An 18117-nucleotide genomic window follows, 5' to 3' on the forward strand; every position below is an offset into this window, starting at 1 on the left:
TGTTATCGATATCAAAACAGCTGACGAAGCGTTTGTCGAGAGCAAATTTCGGAGGTGCCGTGTCTATCCAATTGTTCAACCTGGAAGGTCAACGCGCGCTGATCACCGGCTCTTCGCAAGGCATCGGCTTTGCCCTGGCCAAGGGCCTGGTGGCCGCCGGCGCGCAAATCGTGCTCAATGGCCGGGACGCCGACAAGCTGGCCGCAGCCGCGGCACAGCTGCCCGGCGCCACGACGCTCGCCTTCGACGCCACCGACCATGAAGCCGTACGGGCAGCCGTCGATCAGTTCGAGGCCGAAAGCGGCGCCATCGACATCCTGATCAACAATGCCGGCATGCAGCATCGGGCCCCGCTTGAGGATTTTCCGGCGGCCACCTTCGAAAAGCTGCTGCAGACCAACATCGCCAGCGTCTTCCATGTCGGCCAGGCCTGTGCCCGCCATATGATCGCTCGCGGCAAGGGCAAGATCATCAATATCGCCAGCGTGCAAACCGCCCTGGCCCGCCCCTCCATCGCCCCCTACACCGCCACCAAGGGCGCCGTGGGTAATCTGACCAAGGGCATGGCGACCGACTGGGCCAAACATGGCCTCCAATGCAACGCCATTGCCCCGGGCTATTTCGATACCCCGCTCAATGCTGCCCTCGTCGCCGATCCGCAATTTTCCGCCTGGCTGGAAAAACGCACCCCGGCCGGCCGCTGGGGCAATGTCGACGAACTTGTCGGCGCCGCAATTTTCCTCGCCTCGGACGCTTCCAGCTTCGTCAACGGCCACATCCTTTATGTCGATGGCGGCATAACGGCTTCACTATGAGCGCCCTGCGTGTCGTCGTCATGGGCGTGTCCGGCTGCGGCAAAACCACGGTGGGCATGGCACTCGCCGAGCGCCTCGGCGCCCGTTTCATCGAGGGCGACCGGCTCCATCCCGAAGCCAATGTCGCCAAGATGGCCGCAGGCATTCCGCTGACCGATGCCGATCGCTGGCCCTGGCTCGATGCCGTCGCGGCAGCTTTGGCCGCTGACGCCCCCGTCATCGCCTCCTGTTCGGCGCTGAAGCGCGCCTATCGCGAACGCCTGCGCAGCGGCTCAGGCACGCCGCTGCATTTCCTGCACCTGGCGGGCGATCGGGCCATCCTGGCCCAGCGCATGGGCGAGCGGCCGGGTCACTACATGCCCGTCAGCCTGCTCGACAGCCAACTGGCCACGCTGGAGCCACCCGGCCCGGACGAAGCCCTGACCTTGCCGATGGATATGCCGATCGACCACCTTGTCGAAACCGCCATCGCCGCCTTCACGAAAGGATCATCATGAGCCGACCCGTCGCCCTCATCGGAGCCGGAGCCATGGGGGGCGCCATTGGCGCTCGCCTCGCCCAATCCGGCACGACCCTCCGGGTCTATGACCGCGATCCCGCAAAGGTCGCGGCCCTCGTGGCCCACGGCGCCACCGCAGCCGCCAGCGCGGCCGATGCGGCGCGCGGCGTCGAGGCGGTTGTCGTCAGCCTCAATTCACCGACCATTGTCAGGCTGGCAGTATTCGGCCCGCAGGGCGTGGCCGATGGCGCCGATGCCGATACGCTCATCATCGACATGTCATCGATCGACCCCGCTGCCACGCGCCAACTGGCCGAGGATGCAGCGGCCCGCGGCCTGCGCTGGGTCGATAGCCCGCTGTCGGGTGGCGCGCCCAAGGCGGCGATCGGTCAGTTGACGCTGATGCAGGGCGGCAGCGAAGCCGATGTCGCCGATGCCCAGCGCATCCTCGGCAACCTCGCCTCCAACCAGACCCGCATGGGCAATGTCAGCGCCGGACAGGCCACCAAGCTGATCAATCAGGTGCTCTGCGGACTGGGCTTTCTGGCCGTCGCAGAAGCAACGGCGCTGGCTCAGGCCGCCGGCGTCGATGCCGGCCTGGTGCCCGCCGCGCTGAGGGGTGGCCGCGCCGACAGCGCGATCCTCCAGGAATACATGCCGCGCTTCGCCACCCGCGACTATCGCCGCACCGGCCGCATCGACAACATGGTCAAGGATCTCGACGGCGCAATCGACCTCGCCCGCCAGACCCGCGTGCCCATGCCGCTGACGGCGCTCTGCGCCGAAATCCACCGCATGCTGACCTCGGCCGGTCTCGGCGGCGAGGATCAGGCGGCGCTGATGGAATTCTTCAAGGGACCAGACAAGGAACAGTTCTCATGATTACCCGCTACGCCCTGTTCGAGGGCAGCATCCGCAACGGTCAGGTCGACGCCTTCCGCGCTGCCGTGACCGCCGAACTCCTGCCGCTCTGGAAGCAGTTTCCCGGCGCCAGCGCGGTCCGCCTGAGCTTTTCGGATGCCCGCGACGAGGGCGCTCCCGAGTTTCCGCTAATTCTGGCCGTCAGCTACCCCGACCAGGCCGCCATGCAGCAAGCCTTGGCCAGCCCGATCCGCGCCCAATCGCGCGCCGTCACCGAATCGGTGGTGGCCCGCTTCTTCGATGGCCGCATCCACCATCACGTCACCACGGCCACCGACTATCCCGTCTAGCACCGCGGGGGCCGCGCTTGCGGCCTCCACCACTTCCTGATCTCTATGGTGACGATAACACGGATGATTTGAACTGATGGTCAGCGCCAGACAACAGCCCACCATGATGGACGTTGCTCAGCGCGCCGGCGTGTCGCCCATGACCGTGAGTCGCGCCTTCAAGGATGGCACCTCGGTCAGCGCCAAGACGCGGGAAAAGGTTGCCGCCGCCGCCGATGAACTCGGTTATGTCTTCGACAGCACGGCGTCCAATCTGCGCTCGCAGAAAACCAATTTCGTCGCCGTCACCATCCCCTCGATCAACAATGCCAATTTCGCCCAGACCGTTCGCGGTCTCTCCGATGTCCTGCGCCCGCGCGGGCTGCAGATTCTGCTCGGCTACACCGACTACGACATGGCCCAGGAAGAACGGCTGATCGAGCAATTGCTAACCCGTCGGCCCGAAGCCATCGTGGTGACCGGCGGCAAGCATACGCCACGGGCCCGTCGGCTGCTGGAGAATGCCGGCATCCCGGTCGTGGAGACCTGGGACCTGCCCGAGCATCCGATCCAAAATGTCGTCGGCTTCTCCAATGCCGCCGCCGTCGAGCGGCTGGTCGATCACCTCGTCGAGCAGGGCAAGACCAGGATTGCCTTTATCGGTGGTGACACCACCCTCGATACGCGTGGCGCTGACCGGCGCCTGGGCTTTCTGCGCGCGGTGGAGCGGCATGGCCTCGCCACCGACCGGCTGATCGCCGTCGGCATTCCGCCCATTTCCATGCGCGAGGGCGCGGCGGCCATGGGTCATCTGCTCGACACCATGCCCGATACGGAAGCCGTCATCTGCGTCTCCGATCTCTCGGCATTCGGCGCCCTCACCGAATGCCAGCGGCGCGGCATCGCCGTGCCCGGCAGCATCAGCATTGCCGGCTTTGGCGATTATGACATCGGCCAGATTTCCGTCCCGCCTCTGACCACGCTCAACCCGTTCCCGACCGAAATCGGCCAGCAGGCCGCACGCCTCATCCTCGACCTCATGGATGGCCAGTCCCCAGAACCCATCCAGTCCATCGTGCCCGAACTGCTGGTGCGCGAAAGTACGCAGGGCCAGCCGGTCCCGAACCCGGGGCGGTAGCTCGTGCGATTTTGTTGCGCGACTTGAGCAAACCGCGGGACAGCATCGCGTGGCGCCGGGCAGACGCGCGAGCAATGCATGAAACTCCCGATATCGCTGTGCTAGCATCCCGTCCACAGGGTTTGGAGCGGAGATCAACGGGTCATGAGTGACGTCATCATTCTGGGGGCGGGCATTGTTGGGGTGTCGACAGGCATTCACCTGCTGCGGCGCGGCCGTAGCGTGACGCTGATCGACAAGCGCGAGCCGGGGCGAGAGACCAGTTTCGGCAATGCCGGGATCATCCAGCGCGAGGGCGTGCGCCCGCATGCCTTCCCGCGCGATCTGGCCATGCTGATGCAGGTGGGGCTGCATCTGAGCACCGCCGCTCGCTACGAGCCCCTGGCCTTGCCGCGGCTGGCGCCAGCTTTGCTGCGCTATTGGTGGGCCAGTTCGCCCGAGAGCTACAAGCGGGTGGTGGCCAGCTATGCGCCGCTGATCGGCCGCTCGATCATCGCCCATCAGGATCTGATCGAGCAAGCCGGCCCGGATGCTGCGGCGCTGATCCAGAAGGGCGGCTGGTTTCTGGCGTTCCGCAGCGATGAAGGCCTGCGCAAGGAGGCGGCCAAGGCCCAGGCGGACAAGGAGCGCTTCGGCATCAGCCACCGCGTGGTCGAATGGCCTGAGCTCAAGACCATCGAGCCGGACCTCAAAGGCGGGCTGGCCGGCGCCATCCACTGGACCGACCCCTGGACGGTGACCAATCCGGGCGAGCTGGTATCGCAGTATTTCAAGCTCTTCGAAAAGCTGGGCGGCACCTTCGTGCAGGGCGAAGCCAAGGATTTGACCCAGGATGCGTCCGGTTGGAGCGTCACCGCCAATGGCGCGCGCCTGTCAGGCAAGCAGGCCGTGGTGGCCCTTGGGCCGTGGGCGCCTGATCTCCTCGACAAGCTGGGCTATCGCCTGCCGCTCTTCGTCAAGCGCGGCTACCACATGCATTACGGCACCGAAGGCAATGCCAAGCTCAACAACCTGCTGCTCGACGCCGAAGTTGGCTATGTCATCGCCCCCATGGCACGGGGTATCCGCCTTACCACCGGCGCCGAATTCGCCCTGCGCGATGCCGCGCCGACCCCGATCCAGCTCGGCAAGGCCGAAGCGGCCGCCAAGGAACTGTTCCCCCTGGGCGACCGCCGCGATCCCGAGCCGTGGAAGGGCGCGCGACCCTGCACCCCTGACATGATGCCCATCATCGGCAAGGCTCCCAAGCATGACGGGCTCTATGCCGGCATCGGCCACGCCCATCACGGTTTCACCCTGGGCCCGGCGACTGGCGAATTGCTGGCCCAGGCGATGACCGGCGAGAAAACCGCCATCGATATCAAGCCATTCGGCATGGAGCGGTTCCTCTGAGCCGCGCCATCGTCTAGGGTACTGCCATGGCAGATAGTTATCGAGCGTGGCTGCGCGGCGCGGTCAAATGGCAGCAGATCGCAGTGATCGACCTCAAGGAAATCGACGGCACCGGCAAGCGCCTACAGGCAGCAGGCCTCAAGACGCTGGGCGAAATCGACGCGATGGAAGGCGCCGACCTGTTGAAGCTGCCGGGCCTGGGTATCGGCGTGATCAAGAAGACGCGCGGCATCATCAAGACCTGCAAGGCAGTGGAACGGAGGCGAAAATCGGCCGCCCTACCGCAGCGGCTGCGCGTGTTGCGGGTGTTTCCGAGCTGATGTCGTTCTGGCGTTTTGCCAAACGACAGTTCGGCAAGGCAGGGCGTGAAACTCAGTGCAATCGAAGTGGTGACGCGACCTGCCCAGGGTCGCCGGACGGCGGCTTTCGCCGATCCGTCCGGACATGTGTAGGAAGTCGCGCAGGCGATTTAGGACGATCAGGCAGCGCGCGCCGCGGCCCGAACGTGGCCCTGGGCAGGGTCCGACCGTACAAATACATCCACAATCCGGTCGAGTTCGGCCACCTGGCGCTCGGTCTGCTCGATCGCGGCATTGGTCTGCTCGACCAGCGCAGCATTGTGCTGGGTCATCTCATCGACCTGGCGTACGGCGCCCGAGACTTCGCCGATGGTGACGGCTTGCTCCTTACTGGCCTTGGCAATGCTGGCGACCAACTGACTGCTGGTGCGGATATCGGTCAACACAGTGCCCAGATTCTCGGCCGCTTCGGCGACAAAGCGCGTCCCGGCCGTCACTTCGACCGAGGACTCCTCGATGAGCACCTTGACGTCGGCCGACGCGCTGGCGGCCGACTGCGCCAGACGCCTGACCTCGATGGCGACCACGGCAAAGCCCTTGCCGGCATCCCCGGCGCGGGCTGCCTCGACTGAGGCGTTCAGGGCCAGGAGATTGGTTTGGAAGGCAATATCGTCGATCAGGCCGATGATATTGGAGATGCGACCGGAGGAGGTCGTGATACGCGCCATGGCATCCTCGGCCTGCTGCATGACCTGGCCTGTGCGTTCGGCAGTCTGGTTGACGGTCTGGACCGTCTCGACCACGGCATTGGCGCGCTGTGAATTTTCAAGCACGGTCTGGCTGAGCTGTTCGATGGCAGCTGCGGTTTCCTCGACGGAAGCGGCCGAGCGGCTGGTGCGATCGGCAAGGTCGTTCGCGCCGGCCAGGATTTCCCCGGTGGCCGATTTTAGCGCCCGTGAGGAGGTGCGCAACTGTCCAACCACGTGTTCGAGATTTCGGCCACGGCGTTGGTGTCGTCGCGTAGGCGGGCAAACGCCCCCTGGAAATCTCCGGTCATGCGCAGGCCCAACTGGTAGCGCGCCAGTCCTGACAGGACCACAGTGGTTTCGGCCAGGCCGGTATCGATGGTCTGAACCAGATGATTGACGCTGCCAGCCAGCCGGTTGAGCACCTCGTCCTGGAACCCGGCTGGGACACGCTTGCCGAAATCGCCTGCGACTGCCGCGTCAACGACCTCGCCAAAGGCATCCTGCAGCGATTGCATCATGGCGGCGCGCTCCTGGCGCCGGGCGGTGGACTGGGCGATCTCCTCGGCCGACATTTCGGCCAGGCGCAAGCCGTTGTGGCGGAACACTTCAGCGGCAGAGGCGATAGCCTTGAGTTCGTCCCAGGAGCGGGAGCCATAGACCGGCAGGGAGTAGTCGCCCTCGGCGATGGTCAGGAGCTGCGCCGAAATCGATCGCAGGCGACGCAGCACATAGACCGCCACAAATAGCGTCATGAGCACAATGAAGATGACCAAGACGCCGAAGGTGGACACCTGAACCAGGGCTTGATGGTCCCGTGCGGCAGCTATGGTGCGGGTATTGTCCTCGCGAACGGCCTGCACATGGGCGCGGTAGGCTTCGCTGATGCCCTGAAGCCGATCGAGTTCTCCGGTGATGGTCTCCGCTGTGGCATCAAACTCACCCATGAGCGCGTTACCACCCGCCGGTCCGCTTTCCACGAAGGCCTGAGCCATGCGCTGGCCGGTGGCATAGTAGGGCTCAAAGGCTACGTTCAGGCCATCGATCGCCGCCAGCATCTCGGCATCGTCGAGTTCGAGGGCCAGGGCACGCGCCGTCGCCAAGTCGGCCGCGAAGGCGGCGGCATAATTGGCAGCCTGGTCAAAGCCGTCATCAAGCCCATCGAGCCCCCGCGTTGCGGAAATATCGGTAAGCCATTGCTGCACCTGCACGACATCGAACTTGATTCGCGCTGTGGCGTCTGAAAGTTCGGAACTGCTGAGCAGTTGATCGATGCTCTGATCAACCAGCACCTGCTCCCGACGCGTGGCATCAAAATCCTGAACCTGGCTGGAAATTGCCAGGATTGTTGCAATGGTCGCTACCGCCAGACCAGAAACTAAAGCAAACCGCGCTAGGCGCATGAACAGACCTCCCCAAATTCCTGCCAACTTAAATTCCTAGGCGATAATTAATTGTGAATACCTTGTTTACCACGATGGAACGAGTTGACCGGGGCCGTGGCCAAGGCAGGCGAGCTGTGCTCCTTCCCGTCTAGACTCCTATCGATTTCTCGGTTTGGCCGCAGACCATTGCGATGCTATGAGCGGACGCATGACCCCGATGGAAACCAGACAGCCGCCCTTTAAGGTGATGGCGATCTATAAATTCGCCGACCTGCCGGATGCCGAAGCCATCCAGCCGGTGCTGGCGGAACTGTGCTGTGGGCGCGGCATCAAGGGCACGTTGATCCTCGCCCCAGAAGGCATCAACGGGACCGTGGCCGGCACCGAGGCCGCAATCGATGAACTCGCCGATTGGCTCTTCGCTGGCCCGGTGATGGGCGGACGACTCGCCGGGGCCGAGGTCAAGTATTCGACATCCGAGGACATGCCGTTCCTGCGCATGAAAGTCCGCCTCAAGCCGGAAATCGTGACTTTGCGCGCGCCGGAGGCCAATCCGGCCAAGACCGTCGGCACCTATGTCGAGGCCCAGGACTGGAACGCGCTGATCGAGCGCAACGACGTCGTGCTGGTCGATACGCGCAATGACTACGAGGTCGGCCTCGGCACGTTCCAGCGGGCGCTGGACCCGAGCACACAGAGCTTCACCGAGTTCAAGGATTACGTGGAAACCCACCTCGATCCGCGGCGCGACAAGAAGGTCGCCATGTTCTGCACCGGTGGCATCCGTTGCGAGAAGGCGTCGAGCTACCTGCTCTCCAAGGGTTTTGAGGAAGTCTTCCACCTGCGCGGTGGTATCCTGAAATATCTCGAAGTGGTGCCACAGGAGCAAAGCCGCTTTGCCGGCGAATGCTTTGTCTTCGACGAGCGCGTGTCGGTGGGCCATGGCCTGGTCGAGGGCGATGCGACACTCTGCCGGGCCTGTCGCCATCCGCTGACATCAGTCGACCGTGCTGACCCCGCCTATGTCGAAGGCGTCAGCTGCCCGCATTGCGCCGGGGATGAGGCCAAGCATGCCGCCGCCGTCGAGCGGCAGAAGCAGATGGATCTGGCCAAGCGCCAAGGCCTGGCCCATCTGGGCGATGCCGCAGCGACCATTGCCGCCGAGCGCAAGGCCGCCAAGCGCCTGCTGGCCGAAACCTCGCGGGCTCGCAACAAGGCATCCGGCCAATGACCGTGCTCGCAATCGATACCGCGGCGCCCCGCCTGCAACTGGGCCTGCTGCTGGCAGACGGTACGCGGGATGTGTCGGTGGACGATATCGCCACCGGCCATGCCGAGCTGATCTTCGGCCGCATCGCCGCGCTGATGGCCCGCCACGGCGCGACCTATGCGGACCTGACACGCGTAGTGACCACCACAGGTCCGGGCTCGTTTACCGGCCTGCGCATCGGCCTCAGCGCCGCGCGCGGCATTGGCCTCGCACGCGGTATCCCGGTCATCGGCGTGCCGAGCCTCCTGGCCCTGTCTCTGAGCGCCGAAGGCCCCAGCACGGTCCTGCTCGATGCGCGGCGGGACGAAGCCTATTTCCAGACCTTTGCCGGCCCGGGCCAGCCGCTCACCCAGGCTGACCTGCTGCCTATGGTGATCGCCCAGGCGGCGACGGTGCCAGGCACGACGCTGATCAGCTCGCCCTTCGTCGATATTGGCCTTGTCGCCCGTTACGGCGCGACCGCTGATCCCCTGACCCATCCGCCCGACCCCAACTATGTCAGGGATGCCGACGCCAAGCCGCAGACGGCGGCCCGGATCGAAAGGCTCAATTCATGATCAAGCTGTGGATGGCTCCAGCGGGCCTGCATATCGAGCCTGGGCAGCCCAAGGACGCCAGCGATCTGGCCCGCATTCACGCCCAGGGCTTCTATCGCGGCTGGCCGGCGGGCGAGTTCACCAGCTTCCTCAACGAGGCCGATACGCCGGTCTATGTGGCTTGCGACGCCAAGCGGAAAATCGCCGGCTTCGCGCTCATTCGCATCGCCGCCGACGAGGCCGAACTGCTGACCATTGCCGTCGATCCCAAATGGCGCGGCAAGCGCGTCGGCCAGGCCTTGCTCAAGGCCACCTTCGACGATCTGATGATGTCGCCCGCCCGCCGCATGTTCCTCGAAGTCAGCGAAGACAATGCCGCCGCCATCAAGCTCTATGGCAAGGCGGGCTTTACCACCATTTCCGCGCGCAAGGGCTACTATCCCAAGCCGGATGGCTCGGCTGCCACCGCGCTTGTCATGGCGCGCGATCTTGGGTAACCCGGTCTGGATCACTGAGCAGAGCGGAGGCGGCGCGTGAGCAGAGGCCAGACGGATCCAACGCTGGAAGAGGCCTGCGTCGCCAAGGGCATGCGGATGACCGACCAGCGCCGCGTCATCGCAAGGGTGATCGAGGCGGCAACCGATCATCCTGATGTGGAAGAGCTCTATCGCCGCGCCTCCACGGTGGACGACCGCATTTCCCTCTCGACCGTCTATCGCACGGTCAACCTGTTCGAAGAGGCAGGTCTGGTCACCAAGCACGACTTCAAGGATGGCCGCGCCCGCTTCGAGCTCATTCCCGACGAGCATCACGACCACCTGATCGACATCCGCTCGGGCAGCGTCATCGAGTTCCGCAACGAGGAAATCGAGGCCATCCAGGAGGTCATCGCCAAGCGGCTCGGCTATCGGCTGGTCGATCACCGGCTCGAGCTTTATGCGGTGCCGATCGAGGGAGACGGCAAGGGGAAAAAATGATCTTCCGCGTGCTGTTCTTCGTCTTCGTCTACATCCCCGTCCTCATCGTCGTCATTCCGGCCCAGGCGCTGATCAACGCGTTCAGGCTGCCGTTCTGGAATGTGCTGCCACGCTTCTTCCACCGCGTCGGCTGCATATTCCTGGGTCTGCGCGTCACCGTCATCGGCCAGCCGGCCACCGGGCGCGCCACGCTGCTGGTCTCAAACCACATTTCCTGGACCGATATCATCGCAATCGGCTCCGTCGCAGATGTCACCTTCGTCGCCAAGCGCGAGGTGGGCGAGTGGTTTTTTGTGGGCATGATGGCGCGGCTGCAGAAGACTATTTTCGTCGATCGCACCCGGCGCAGCGATGCCGGCCGCACCGCGACCGAAATGGGCGCCCACATGGCTGGTGGCAATGCCGTGCTGCTGTTCGCCGAGGGCCAGTCCGATATCGGCACTCATGTGCTGCCCTTCCGCTCGGCACTGGTCGGCGCGGCGCAGCATGCCATGATCGATGCGGGCGCCAGGGACGTTCTGATCCAGCCGCTGACCATCGCCTATGTCAGGCTCCAGGGGCTACCCGTCGGCCGCACCGATCGATCGCTGATCGCCTGGATCAAGTCCAAGTCGGTCAGGCAGAATATCCGCGAAATCCTGGGCGGCCCGGTCAAGGACGTGACGGTGGCCTTCGGGGTGCCGCGACCGCTGAGCGAGACCGATAACCGCAAGCGGGTCACCAAGGCGGCCGAGGATGATGTCCGCGCCATGCTGGTGAGCCTGAACCGTGGCAAGAGCTTGCCGGCGAAGGTGGCGTAGTCCGGGCACCGCCTGATCCATACAACTTTACCCAGTAATGCTAACGGCGACATCCGTTCGCCCGTTAGCGCTTCGTTAGCTATAGCTGCCTTGATTTCATGGAGGCGGCGATGGTTTGGCAGGTTGTGGCGATGTGGGCGATCGTGATCGTGACGATCACCTGGTTCGTGCGCGACGAACGCCGCCTGCGTCGCGAGGCCGTGCTGGCCCGGGCCGCGGCCTATTACGCGCATGCCCCCAAATATCGCCATGTCTCCGTAGAAGCACCGGCACAGCCACAGGCGCCGGCGCCGCGAGTCGGCGGTCTGTCGCGCAGCCAACGCGACTTTCTCGAAGGCCTGGCCAACAAGGCGTAGGTCAAGCGACCGGACCGCCCAAACTCGCCTTGAGCCGCGCGATAATCCGTGCAGCCTTGAGCATCAGCGCCATGTCGATGTCAGCATCGCTCGCGCCATCGGCCATATCGGCCCATACCGGAATAGCCAGTTCGTGCGTCTGCTCGTGGCCGTCCTGCGTCTCGCTGAGCACGGCGCGCACATGGCCGGTTGTGCGGCCCTCCAACCGTGGATGGGGCGCCTTGTCCCGCACGGCGATATCGATCAATTCAAGCGTCATCTTGGCCCCTGAGGGAGCCCCCGGAGCGAAAGCTAGCGCGCGGATGTTCCCGAGGCCTTAACGCCGAAAGGCTGCATCGGGTTCTCCACAGCGACAGCTTTGCCGGCGCTGTGGCAGCGCCATCACACCTTGACGGCGTGCTCCACCCGTCCGGCATCGCCGAACAACTTGACGTAGCGGGCAATCTCCTCAGGCTCGCCGGTCGCCTTGGCCGGATTGTCGCTGAGCTTGACGGCGGGGCGGCCATTGGCCTCACTCACCTTGGCCACGATGGAGATCGGATCGAGCCCCGGATTGGGGCCATCGGGGGCACAGCCCTCGAAATCGTTGGTGAGGTTGGTGCCCCAGCCAAAGGCCATGCGCACCTTGCCGTCGAAGTGGATATAGGCCTCCTCGATCATGTCGACGTCCAGACCGTCAGAGAAGATCAAGAGCTTCTCGCGCGGATCGCGGCCCCGCGATTTCCACCAGGCGATGATGCGTTCGCCCCCTTCGATGGCGGGAGCAGAATCGGGGCGGAAGCCGGTCCAGTCGGCCACCCAGTCGGGCGCATGCTTGAGGAAGCTGTCCGTGCCGAAGGCGTCGGGCAGCACGATCTTGAGGTTGCCGCCGTAGTAGCTCTCCCAATCCTGCAACACCTGATAGGGCGCGGCCATCAGCGCCTCATCGGTCTTGGCGAGAGCCGCCAGCACCATCGGCAGCTCATGCGCATTGGTGCCCAGCGCTTCGAGATCATTGTCCATGGCCAACTTGACGTTGGACGTGCCGGTAAAGGCCTCGCCGATACCTTCCTTGAGCGCCTCGACGCACCAGCGCTGCCATAGGAACGAATGCCGGCGACGGGTGCCGAAATCGGAGATGCGCAGGTCCGGCAGCTTCTGCAGCCGCTCGACCTTTTCCCACATCTTGGCTTTGGCGCGGGCATAGAGCACGTCGAGCGTAAACGGCCCATAATGCTTCATCGCGGCGCGACCACGCAGTTCATTGATGATGGCGAGCGCCGGAATTTCCCACATCGAGGTTTCGAGCCACAGGCCGGGGAATTCGAGCACGAACTGGCCGTTGCGCTTCTCGAGCGAATATTCCGGCAGGCTGAATGTTTCGAGCCATTTGAGAAAGGCCGGCTCGAAAATCTGCTTGGAGCCATAAAAGCTGTTACCGGCCAGCCAGATCATTTCCTTCTTGGTGAAGCGCAGCGTCCGGGCATGATCGAGCTGCGCTCGCAACTCGTCGATGTCGATCTCGTTGGCGAGCTTGACCGACTTGGTGCGATTGATCAGCGAGAACGTGGCATCGACCTTGGGGTAGAGCCCCCAGATCATCTGCAGCATCAGCAGTTTATAGAAATCGGTATCGAGCAGGCTCCGCACGATCGGGTCGAGCTTCCAGGTGTGGTCGTACACCCGCCGGGCAATATCGGTATAGGTCGCCATGGGTGTCTCCAACTCGCGGCAAGGCTTTTAGCGCGGCATTGGTAGGATGGAAAGCTTCGAACCGGACAAAGGCGAATTGCTCCAGTGGAGCAATTTCAGGTGAAAGGGCCATGAGAACTGTGACCGAATGGCGGTGAGCGGCGGAACCGCTCGGCGCCACGCCCTCGTGGTTCGAGGCTCGTGAAGAACTCGCACCTCACCATGAGGGCTACTATGGAATCGAGCTCCCAGTAGCCTCATGGTGAGGCGGGAGCGCAGCGACCCTCGAACCACGAGGCGTGGCACCTTAATCCCCCAGCTGGAACCGCTCGAACCGCCCCAGCGCCTCATCGATCGCCATCTGCCCTTCGGCCCCCACCTCGGCGAAATCCGTCCGCTTCTGCACCAGCAGCTTGCCAGCGGCCCGGTCCGTCTTCAGATCAAGCGCCGCCACGATGCGGTCGCCCATCAGCACCGGCAGGGCGAAATAGCCGAGCTGGCGCTTTGCCGCCGGCACATAGGCTTCGAAAATGTGCTCATAGCCGAAGAAGAACTTGAGCCGCTTGCGCTGGATGATCAGTGGATCGAACGGCGACAGGATATGCACCAGATCAGGTGGCTCGCCGGCTGTCGCCTCAAGCGTCTCCGGCGCCGCCCAATGCGGCACCTTTTCCGCCCCCTCTATCGTCACCGGCATCAGCAGCCTGCGGCGCACGCGGCTGTCGATCAGTTCCTTGACCGCCTTCTTGCTCGGCGCATCCAGATGGCAGATGGAATCCAGACTCACCACGCCCTGGCTGCGCAAGGCGCGGTCGAGCTTATAGGCGATGACCTGTCGCTCGGTGGCCGGCTTAGGCAGGGTCGCGAAGTGGCGTCCCATCAGGTCATAGGTCTTGAGCATGCCCTGCCGCGCCGAGACCGTCACCAGCCCCTGGAAGAACATCATTTCGAGTACCCGCTTGCTCGGCTTGCGGCTGCCCCAGAGATGGGTCTTGTCGACCAGTTCATCGTCGCCGATATCGCGGATGGACAGCGGTCCCTCCGTCTTGAGGCGCCTCGTCATCTTGCGCACCTCGTCCGGCGTCACCGAGCCGAACCAGCGGCTGGGCGTCTCGCGATACAGTTTCATCGCGGGCAGGAAGAACGGCAGATCGGCTGATGGCACATAACTCAGCGCATGTGTCCAATATTCAAACACCGATTTGTCCGCCGCTTGTGCCTGGACCAGGTGGGCGCGTCGATAACCAGGGATACGCGACCACAGGATGTGGTGATGGCAGCGCTCGATGACGTTGATGGTGTCGATCTGCACATAGCCCAGATGGGCAATGGCAGCCTGCGTCGCCTCAGGCGCATCGCCAAACGGCGCGGCCGTGTCGAGCCGTTGGGCGCGGATCCAGAGGTGGCGGGCGCGGATGGATTCGAGGACGATGGGAGCTTTGGGCAAGACGGAACCTGATCTTTCGGAATACCCACGAAGGGAGCCCCGGAGAAGCGTCAATTCTTGTCAGCAGCTGCTCATAGCCGCTTCTTCGCAAAGGCCCGCCCGGAGCCCGTCTTCAGGTAGGTCTCAAACCCGAACGCCTGCGCTTCATCGTCAAAGGCAAGGTAGGTCTTGATCCTCCAGGGGCCATACTTCGAGGTGTGGGCGACCCCACCTTCATTGTGCTTGGCCAAACGCGCCTTCAGATCGGCAGTGGTGCCGACGTAATGACGCTCTGGGTCGGATAAACTGCGGAGTATATAGACGTATTGCATGACCGGAGCTTAACCGGACATCGGGCAGGGTCAAATCGAGTCTGTGGGACAATCAGTCCGTCTCCGTTGCAAACGCAACTCCGACGCGGCAGCCTTCGCCTGTCATGTCCGCAAACATTCGGCTTAGCCCCGAGGGCTTGCCAAGCCGAAGCTACTGGAAGATCGGTCCGTCTCCGTTGCCAGAGCAACTCCGACGCGACAGCCTTCGCCTGTTATGTCCGCAAACATTCAGCTTAGCCACTAGGGCTTGCCGAGCCGAAGCTGCGGAGCAGCGAAGGCTGGTGGAGCCAAGCGGGATCGAACCGCTGACCTCTTGCATGCCATGCAAGCGCTCTCCCAGCTGAGCTATGGCCCCATTCCATTGGGTGTTTCGGAGCCTAAGCCGTCCGAAGCGAGGCGGAACCTATTGGATGATCCCCCACCACGCAAGTGCCTAAATGACACTTTTTTCTTTGGCCGGCTGACTGTGTCAGCCGACAAAAAAATCATGCAGAATCAACGGTCTTCGTCGCCGCCGACGTCAAAGCCCAGCTCGTCGTCCTCGTCTTCGTCCTCTTCGAGGAACACGTCGGCGTCATCGTCGCCGAGCTCCTCGTCGACTTCGACATCCTCGGTCTCCGGGATTTCCTCGTCGCCGGCTTCCTCGGCATCGGCATCCTCGAGCGAGACGATTTCGGGGGCCGCGACGTCCTCGACCTCCTCTTCGACTTCCTCTTCCTCATCTTCCGCCTTGGCGCGAGCGGCAACAGCCGCCGCCTTGCCGGTCAGCACAGCTTCGAAATAGGAGCGCGGATAGCTCTTGCCGGTATAGGGCGAGACGATCGGATCCAGGTTAAGGTCGTAGAACTTCTTCCCGGTCTCGGGATCGGTCCGCTTGGTGCCGCGTTCGGAACTGGCCATCGTGTTCCTCGTGGAAAGGGTTTGTCGGGGCGGAAAACATCGAACCTGCCCCGGTTCGGTCAGTCCGGTTATGGGCAAACCTGGCCCCTGTCAAACCGAAAATGTGGAGAGCTGGCCCTTGCTGCAACCGGGGTGGTGGCAATCGGGTCGGCGACCGTGTTAAGCCCGGTCCGTCCAGACCCGAGCCGAAATGACCGAGCCAGACGCAAACCACACGCCCCTTGCCAGCCACGGCGCCGATCCGCTGACCGGCCGTATGGTCACGCCAGGCGACCGATCGATCGCGCACCGGGTGCTGTGCGTGGCAGCGCTTACAGTCGGGCGCACCAGCCTCGAAGGGGTGCCTGAAAGCGCCGATATCCGGGCCACCGTAGCGGCCCTGCGGCAGCTCGGCGTGCGCATCGAGGGCCAGGACGGCACCTGGCAGGTGCACGGGCTGGGCGTCGGCGGCCTGCTCGAACCGCGCGGTCCCATGGACTTCGGCAACTGGGGCGCGGCCGTGCCGCTCGTGCTGGGTCTGGCGGCGCCCTATGATTTCACCAGCCGGCTGATCGGGGGACCGACCCTGATGCAGCAGCCGATGCATGGCCTGCTCGAAGCGCTCGGCGCGACCGGTGCGCGCGAAGTTGATGCGCGCGACGGCCGGCTGCCGCTGACCTTCCGCGGGTCGAGCCTGCCGCTGCCGGTTCGGCAGACGGCGGCCAGCGAGGCGATCAAGTCGGCACTGCTGCTGGCGGGCCTGCAGATATCGGGAACCAGCACGATCCGCGAAAGCGTGGCCACGCGCGACCATACCGAAAAGCTGCTGGCGAGCTTTGGCGCCGCCATCACGGTGACACCAGACGAAACCGGCGGCGTGACCATCACCCTGGCTGGCCGCAGCCCCCTGACGCCGCCCCGGCGGCTGGTCGTGCCTGGCGATCCGTCTGCAGCAGCCTATGGTGTCGTCGCGGCACTGGTCACACCGGGATCGGACCTTGTGGTCGAGAACGTTCTGGCCAATCCTTTGCGATCCGGGCTTGTCGATACGCTGCTCGAAATGGGCGGTGACATCCAGTTCCTCAACCAGCGTGAAATGGGCGGCGAACATGTGGCGGACCTGCGGGTGCGTTCGTCACGGATGAAGGGCGTGCGCATCGACGCGGCCCATGCTGCCGCCATGATCGACGATATTGCCGTTCTGGCCGTCGCCGCCGCCTTTGCCGTCGGCGAGACGCGGATCGAGGGTTTGGCCAGTCTGCGGCAGGGCGAGAGCGACCGCCTGGCGACCATCGCAGCCGGGCTTGCCTCCAACAAGGTCAGCGTTACCGAGGGCGAGGACAGCCTCGTCATATCAGGCAATGGCAAGGTCGATGGTGGAGGAACGGTCGTGACGCGCGGCGATGCCGCGGTGGCCATGGCATTTCTGGTGCTGGGGCTGGCCAGCCGGCACAAGGTGACGGTAGACGATGCCGGGGCGATCGAAACGGTCTATCCGGATTTCGTGGCGGCGATGACCGCAGCGGGCGGGCGCTTCCCGCCGATGAAGGGACGCTGACATGATCATTGCCGTGGATGGACCTGCCGCGTCGGGCAAGGGTACGCTGGCCTCGGGCCTCGCCCGTCACTACAACTTGCCCTATCTCGATACCGGACTGCTCTATCGAGCCGTCGGGCGCGCCGTCGAGCAATATGAAAACGACCCCGAATTCGAGCAGCGCGCCATCGCGGCGGCGCAGACGCTCGATGAAAACGACATCGAGCCGGAATTCCTGTTGTCGAGCAAGATCGGCAACCTCGCCAGCAAGGTGGCCGTGATCGGCGCGGTGCGCCATGCTCTGTTCGACTACCAGCGCGAATTCGCCGGCCAGGACGGTGGCGCCGTGCTCGACGGCCGCGATATTGGCACCGTCATCGCGCCCGAGGCTGATGTAAAGCTCTTCATCCAGGCCGACAGCAAGGCCCGCATGGAACGCCGCGCCCGCCAACTCGAAGCGCGCGGTCAGGTGGTTGATCGCTACGCCCTCTATCACCAGATTGAAGAACGGGACGCCCGTGACATGGCCAATCCCCATGGCGGTTTCTATAAAGCCGATGACGCGCACTTGCTCGACACCACGCTTCTCGATATAGAGGCCGCACTCCGCGCAGCCGTCGCGATCGTCGATCGGACCATGGCGCTCAAGGCAGGGGCTGAATAAGCCTCAAATCCAACCTTGGGTGTTCGTCGTCCCGGTGATCACCCAGCGTCGCTGCCGGGAACAATCTCAAATCAACGTTCGATCGGGCGCTCGCGCGCCGGCATACTCGTTTTGCGAGATGGCGGGCCCCGGTTTCACCTCAACCACCGGTGCAACGGAGAAGATATTTGGCACAGCAAACTGTGACGAAAGAAGACTTTGAATC

22 protein-coding genes and 1 tRNA gene are annotated in these 18117 nt (G+C 63.9%); 15 read left to right on the forward strand and 8 right to left on the reverse strand.

Features of this window, described 5'->3' with window-relative positions; genetic code table 11:
• The first annotated feature begins 59 nt into the window (after nt 1–59).
• The 7 genes from IM737_RS14060 (at nt 60) to IM737_RS14090 (ending at nt 5354) form a co-directional block, all read left to right on the forward strand.
• Entirely contained in the window at nt 60–815 is a 756-nt protein-coding gene (locus tag IM737_RS14060; protein WP_236894670.1) for an SDR family oxidoreductase, read from the forward strand.
• The gene (locus tag IM737_RS14065) at nt 812–1312 is read left to right on the forward strand and encodes a gluconokinase (protein ID WP_236894672.1); all 501 of its coding nucleotides are present in this window, start codon (nt 812–814) and stop codon (nt 1310–1312) included. Before IM737_RS14060 ends, IM737_RS14065 begins: the two co-directional genes overlap by 4 nt.
• Nucleotides 1309–2196 (forward strand): NAD(P)-dependent oxidoreductase, encoded by an 888-nt coding sequence (locus IM737_RS14070; protein WP_236894674.1) that lies wholly within the window; start codon nt 1309–1311, stop codon nt 2194–2196. The genes IM737_RS14065 and IM737_RS14070 overlap by 4 nt, the downstream gene beginning before the upstream one ends.
• Nucleotides 2193–2525 (forward strand): hypothetical protein, encoded by a 333-nt coding sequence (locus tag IM737_RS14075; protein ID WP_236894676.1) that lies wholly within the window; start codon nt 2193–2195, stop codon nt 2523–2525. Before IM737_RS14070 ends, IM737_RS14075 begins: the two co-directional genes overlap by 4 nt.
• A 76-nt stretch (nt 2526–2601) precedes the next feature.
• A complete protein-coding gene (locus tag IM737_RS14080; protein WP_236894678.1) occupies nt 2602–3642 on the forward strand; it encodes a LacI family DNA-binding transcriptional regulator in 1041 nt (346 codons plus the stop codon).
• A 144-nt stretch (nt 3643–3786) separates the two neighbouring features.
• On the forward strand, nt 3787–5034 hold the full coding sequence (locus tag IM737_RS14085) for an NAD(P)/FAD-dependent oxidoreductase (protein WP_236894680.1): 1248 nt from the start codon (nt 3787–3789) through the stop codon (nt 5032–5034).
• Between the two features lie 26 nt (nt 5035–5060).
• Complete coding sequence (locus tag IM737_RS14090) at nt 5061–5354, forward strand: hypothetical protein (protein ID WP_236894682.1); 294 nt, start codon at nt 5061–5063, stop codon at nt 5352–5354.
• 158 nt (nt 5355–5512) lie between these two features.
• On the opposite strand, the gene IM737_RS14095 is transcribed toward IM737_RS14090, so the two are convergent.
• Nucleotides 5513–6304, reverse strand: a complete 792-nt coding sequence (locus IM737_RS14095) for a methyl-accepting chemotaxis protein (RefSeq protein ID WP_236894684.1) — start codon at nt 6302–6304, stop codon at nt 5513–5515.
• Nucleotides 6280–7482 (reverse strand): hypothetical protein, encoded by a 1203-nt coding sequence (locus IM737_RS14100; protein WP_236894686.1) that lies wholly within the window; start codon nt 7480–7482, stop codon nt 6280–6282. Before IM737_RS14100 ends, IM737_RS14095 begins: the two co-directional genes overlap by 25 nt.
• A gap of 190 nt (nt 7483–7672) precedes the next feature.
• On the opposite strand from IM737_RS14100, the gene trhO reads away from it, so the two are divergent.
• From trhO to IM737_RS14130, 6 genes are all read left to right on the forward strand, one after another.
• A complete protein-coding gene (trhO, locus tag IM737_RS14105; protein ID WP_236894689.1) occupies nt 7673–8695 on the forward strand; it encodes an oxygen-dependent tRNA uridine(34) hydroxylase TrhO in 1023 nt (340 codons plus the stop codon).
• Entirely contained in the window at nt 8692–9291 is a 600-nt protein-coding gene (gene tsaB, locus IM737_RS14110; protein WP_236894691.1) for a tRNA (adenosine(37)-N6)-threonylcarbamoyltransferase complex dimerization subunit type 1 TsaB, read from the forward strand. The genes trhO and tsaB overlap by 4 nt, the downstream gene beginning before the upstream one ends.
• Nucleotides 9288–9767: a ribosomal protein S18-alanine N-acetyltransferase gene (rimI, locus tag IM737_RS14115; protein ID WP_236894693.1), complete on the forward strand. Its 480-nt coding sequence runs from the start codon at nt 9288–9290 to the stop codon at nt 9765–9767. The genes tsaB and rimI overlap by 4 nt, the downstream gene beginning before the upstream one ends.
• A gap of 90 nt (nt 9768–9857) precedes the next feature.
• Nucleotides 9858–10247: a Fur family transcriptional regulator gene (locus tag IM737_RS14120; protein ID WP_236899929.1), complete on the forward strand. Its 390-nt coding sequence runs from the start codon at nt 9858–9860 to the stop codon at nt 10245–10247.
• Nucleotides 10244–11047, forward strand: a complete 804-nt coding sequence (locus IM737_RS14125; RefSeq protein WP_236894703.1) for a lysophospholipid acyltransferase family protein — start codon at nt 10244–10246, stop codon at nt 11045–11047. The genes IM737_RS14120 and IM737_RS14125 overlap by 4 nt, the downstream gene beginning before the upstream one ends.
• Nucleotides 11048–11157: 110 nt before the next feature.
• Complete coding sequence (locus IM737_RS14130; protein ID WP_236894705.1) at nt 11158–11403, forward strand: hypothetical protein; 246 nt, start codon at nt 11158–11160, stop codon at nt 11401–11403.
• Nucleotide 11404: 1 nt separating this feature from the next.
• Here IM737_RS14130 and IM737_RS14135 read toward each other — a convergent pair whose 3' ends face one another.
• The 6 genes from IM737_RS14135 to IM737_RS14160 all read right to left on the reverse strand — a co-directional run bounded on the left by IM737_RS14135 (nt 11405) and on the right by IM737_RS14160 (nt 15732).
• Nucleotides 11405–11662, reverse strand: coding sequence for a hypothetical protein (locus IM737_RS14135; protein ID WP_236894707.1), 258 nt, complete (start codon nt 11660–11662; stop codon nt 11405–11407).
• 122 nt (nt 11663–11784) lie between these two features.
• Nucleotides 11785–13095: a nicotinate phosphoribosyltransferase gene (gene pncB, locus IM737_RS14140; RefSeq protein ID WP_236894709.1), complete on the reverse strand. Its 1311-nt coding sequence runs from the start codon at nt 13093–13095 to the stop codon at nt 11785–11787.
• 286 nt (nt 13096–13381) lie between these two features.
• Nucleotides 13382–14521: a winged helix-turn-helix domain-containing protein gene (locus tag IM737_RS14145; RefSeq protein WP_236894711.1), complete on the reverse strand. Its 1140-nt coding sequence runs from the start codon at nt 14519–14521 to the stop codon at nt 13382–13384.
• Nucleotides 14522–14592: 71 nt separating this feature from the next.
• Nucleotides 14593–14832, reverse strand: a complete 240-nt coding sequence (locus tag IM737_RS14150) for a GIY-YIG nuclease family protein (RefSeq protein WP_236894713.1) — start codon at nt 14830–14832, stop codon at nt 14593–14595.
• A gap of 279 nt (nt 14833–15111) precedes the next feature.
• A tRNA-Ala gene (locus tag IM737_RS14155) sits at nt 15112–15187 on the reverse strand.
• A 140-nt stretch (nt 15188–15327) separates the two neighbouring features.
• A complete protein-coding gene (locus IM737_RS14160; protein WP_236894715.1) occupies nt 15328–15732 on the reverse strand; it encodes a TIGR02300 family protein in 405 nt (134 codons plus the stop codon).
• A gap of 190 nt (nt 15733–15922) precedes the next feature.
• Here IM737_RS14160 and aroA point away from each other — a divergent pair, with 190 nt between their 5' ends.
• Nucleotides 15923–17269 carry a 3-phosphoshikimate 1-carboxyvinyltransferase gene (gene aroA, locus IM737_RS14165; protein WP_236894717.1) on the forward strand — a complete coding sequence of 449 codons (1347 nt, stop codon included), beginning with the start codon at nt 15923–15925 and terminating at the stop codon, nt 17267–17269.
• 1 nt (nt 17270) lies between these two features.
• On the forward strand, nt 17271–17912 hold the full coding sequence (cmk, locus tag IM737_RS14170; protein WP_236894720.1) for a (d)CMP kinase: 642 nt from the start codon (nt 17271–17273) through the stop codon (nt 17910–17912).
• Nucleotides 17913–18117 lie beyond the last annotated feature (205 nt).

This window comes from Devosia sp. SL43 (assembly GCF_021729885.1).
Taxonomy (GTDB): Bacteria; Pseudomonadota; Alphaproteobacteria; order Rhizobiales; family Devosiaceae; genus Devosia.

Excerpts from the sequence above, each read along its gene's own strand:
- IM737_RS14065 (WP_236894672.1), top strand. The coding sequence starts at position 812 with ATGAGCGCCCTGCGTGTCGTCGTCATGGGCGTGTCCGGCTGCGGCAAA.
- IM737_RS14070 (WP_236894674.1), top strand. The coding sequence starts at position 1,309 with ATGAGCCGACCCGTCGCCCTCATCGGAGCCGGAGCCATGGGGGGCGCC.
- IM737_RS14075 (WP_236894676.1), top strand. The coding sequence starts at position 2,193 with ATGATTACCCGCTACGCCCTGTTCGAGGGCAGCATCCGCAACGGTCAG.
- IM737_RS14080 (WP_236894678.1), top strand. The coding sequence starts at position 2,602 with ATGGTCAGCGCCAGACAACAGCCCACCATGATGGACGTTGCTCAGCGC.
- IM737_RS14085 (WP_236894680.1), top strand. The coding sequence starts at position 3,787 with ATGAGTGACGTCATCATTCTGGGGGCGGGCATTGTTGGGGTGTCGACA.
- IM737_RS14090 (WP_236894682.1), top strand. The coding sequence starts at position 5,061 with ATGGCAGATAGTTATCGAGCGTGGCTGCGCGGCGCGGTCAAATGGCAG.
- IM737_RS14100 (WP_236894686.1), bottom strand. The coding sequence starts at position 7,482 with ATGCGCCTAGCGCGGTTTGCTTTAGTTTCTGGTCTGGCGGTAGCGACC.
- trhO (WP_236894689.1), top strand. The coding sequence starts at position 7,673 with ATGACCCCGATGGAAACCAGACAGCCGCCCTTTAAGGTGATGGCGATC.
- tsaB (WP_236894691.1), top strand. The coding sequence starts at position 8,692 with ATGACCGTGCTCGCAATCGATACCGCGGCGCCCCGCCTGCAACTGGGC.
- rimI (WP_236894693.1), top strand. The coding sequence starts at position 9,288 with ATGATCAAGCTGTGGATGGCTCCAGCGGGCCTGCATATCGAGCCTGGG.
- IM737_RS14120 (WP_236899929.1), top strand. The coding sequence starts at position 9,858 with ATGCGGATGACCGACCAGCGCCGCGTCATCGCAAGGGTGATCGAGGCG.
- IM737_RS14125 (WP_236894703.1), top strand. The coding sequence starts at position 10,244 with ATGATCTTCCGCGTGCTGTTCTTCGTCTTCGTCTACATCCCCGTCCTC.
- IM737_RS14130 (WP_236894705.1), top strand. The coding sequence starts at position 11,158 with ATGGTTTGGCAGGTTGTGGCGATGTGGGCGATCGTGATCGTGACGATC.
- IM737_RS14135 (WP_236894707.1), bottom strand. The coding sequence starts at position 11,662 with ATGACGCTTGAATTGATCGATATCGCCGTGCGGGACAAGGCGCCCCAT.
- pncB (WP_236894709.1), bottom strand. The coding sequence starts at position 13,095 with ATGGCGACCTATACCGATATTGCCCGGCGGGTGTACGACCACACCTGG.
- IM737_RS14150 (WP_236894713.1), bottom strand. The coding sequence starts at position 14,832 with ATGCAATACGTCTATATACTCCGCAGTTTATCCGACCCAGAGCGTCAT.
- IM737_RS14160 (WP_236894715.1), bottom strand. The coding sequence starts at position 15,732 with ATGGCCAGTTCCGAACGCGGCACCAAGCGGACCGATCCCGAGACCGGG.
- aroA (WP_236894717.1), top strand. The coding sequence starts at position 15,923 with ATGACCGAGCCAGACGCAAACCACACGCCCCTTGCCAGCCACGGCGCC.
- cmk (WP_236894720.1), top strand. The coding sequence starts at position 17,271 with ATGATCATTGCCGTGGATGGACCTGCCGCGTCGGGCAAGGGTACGCTG.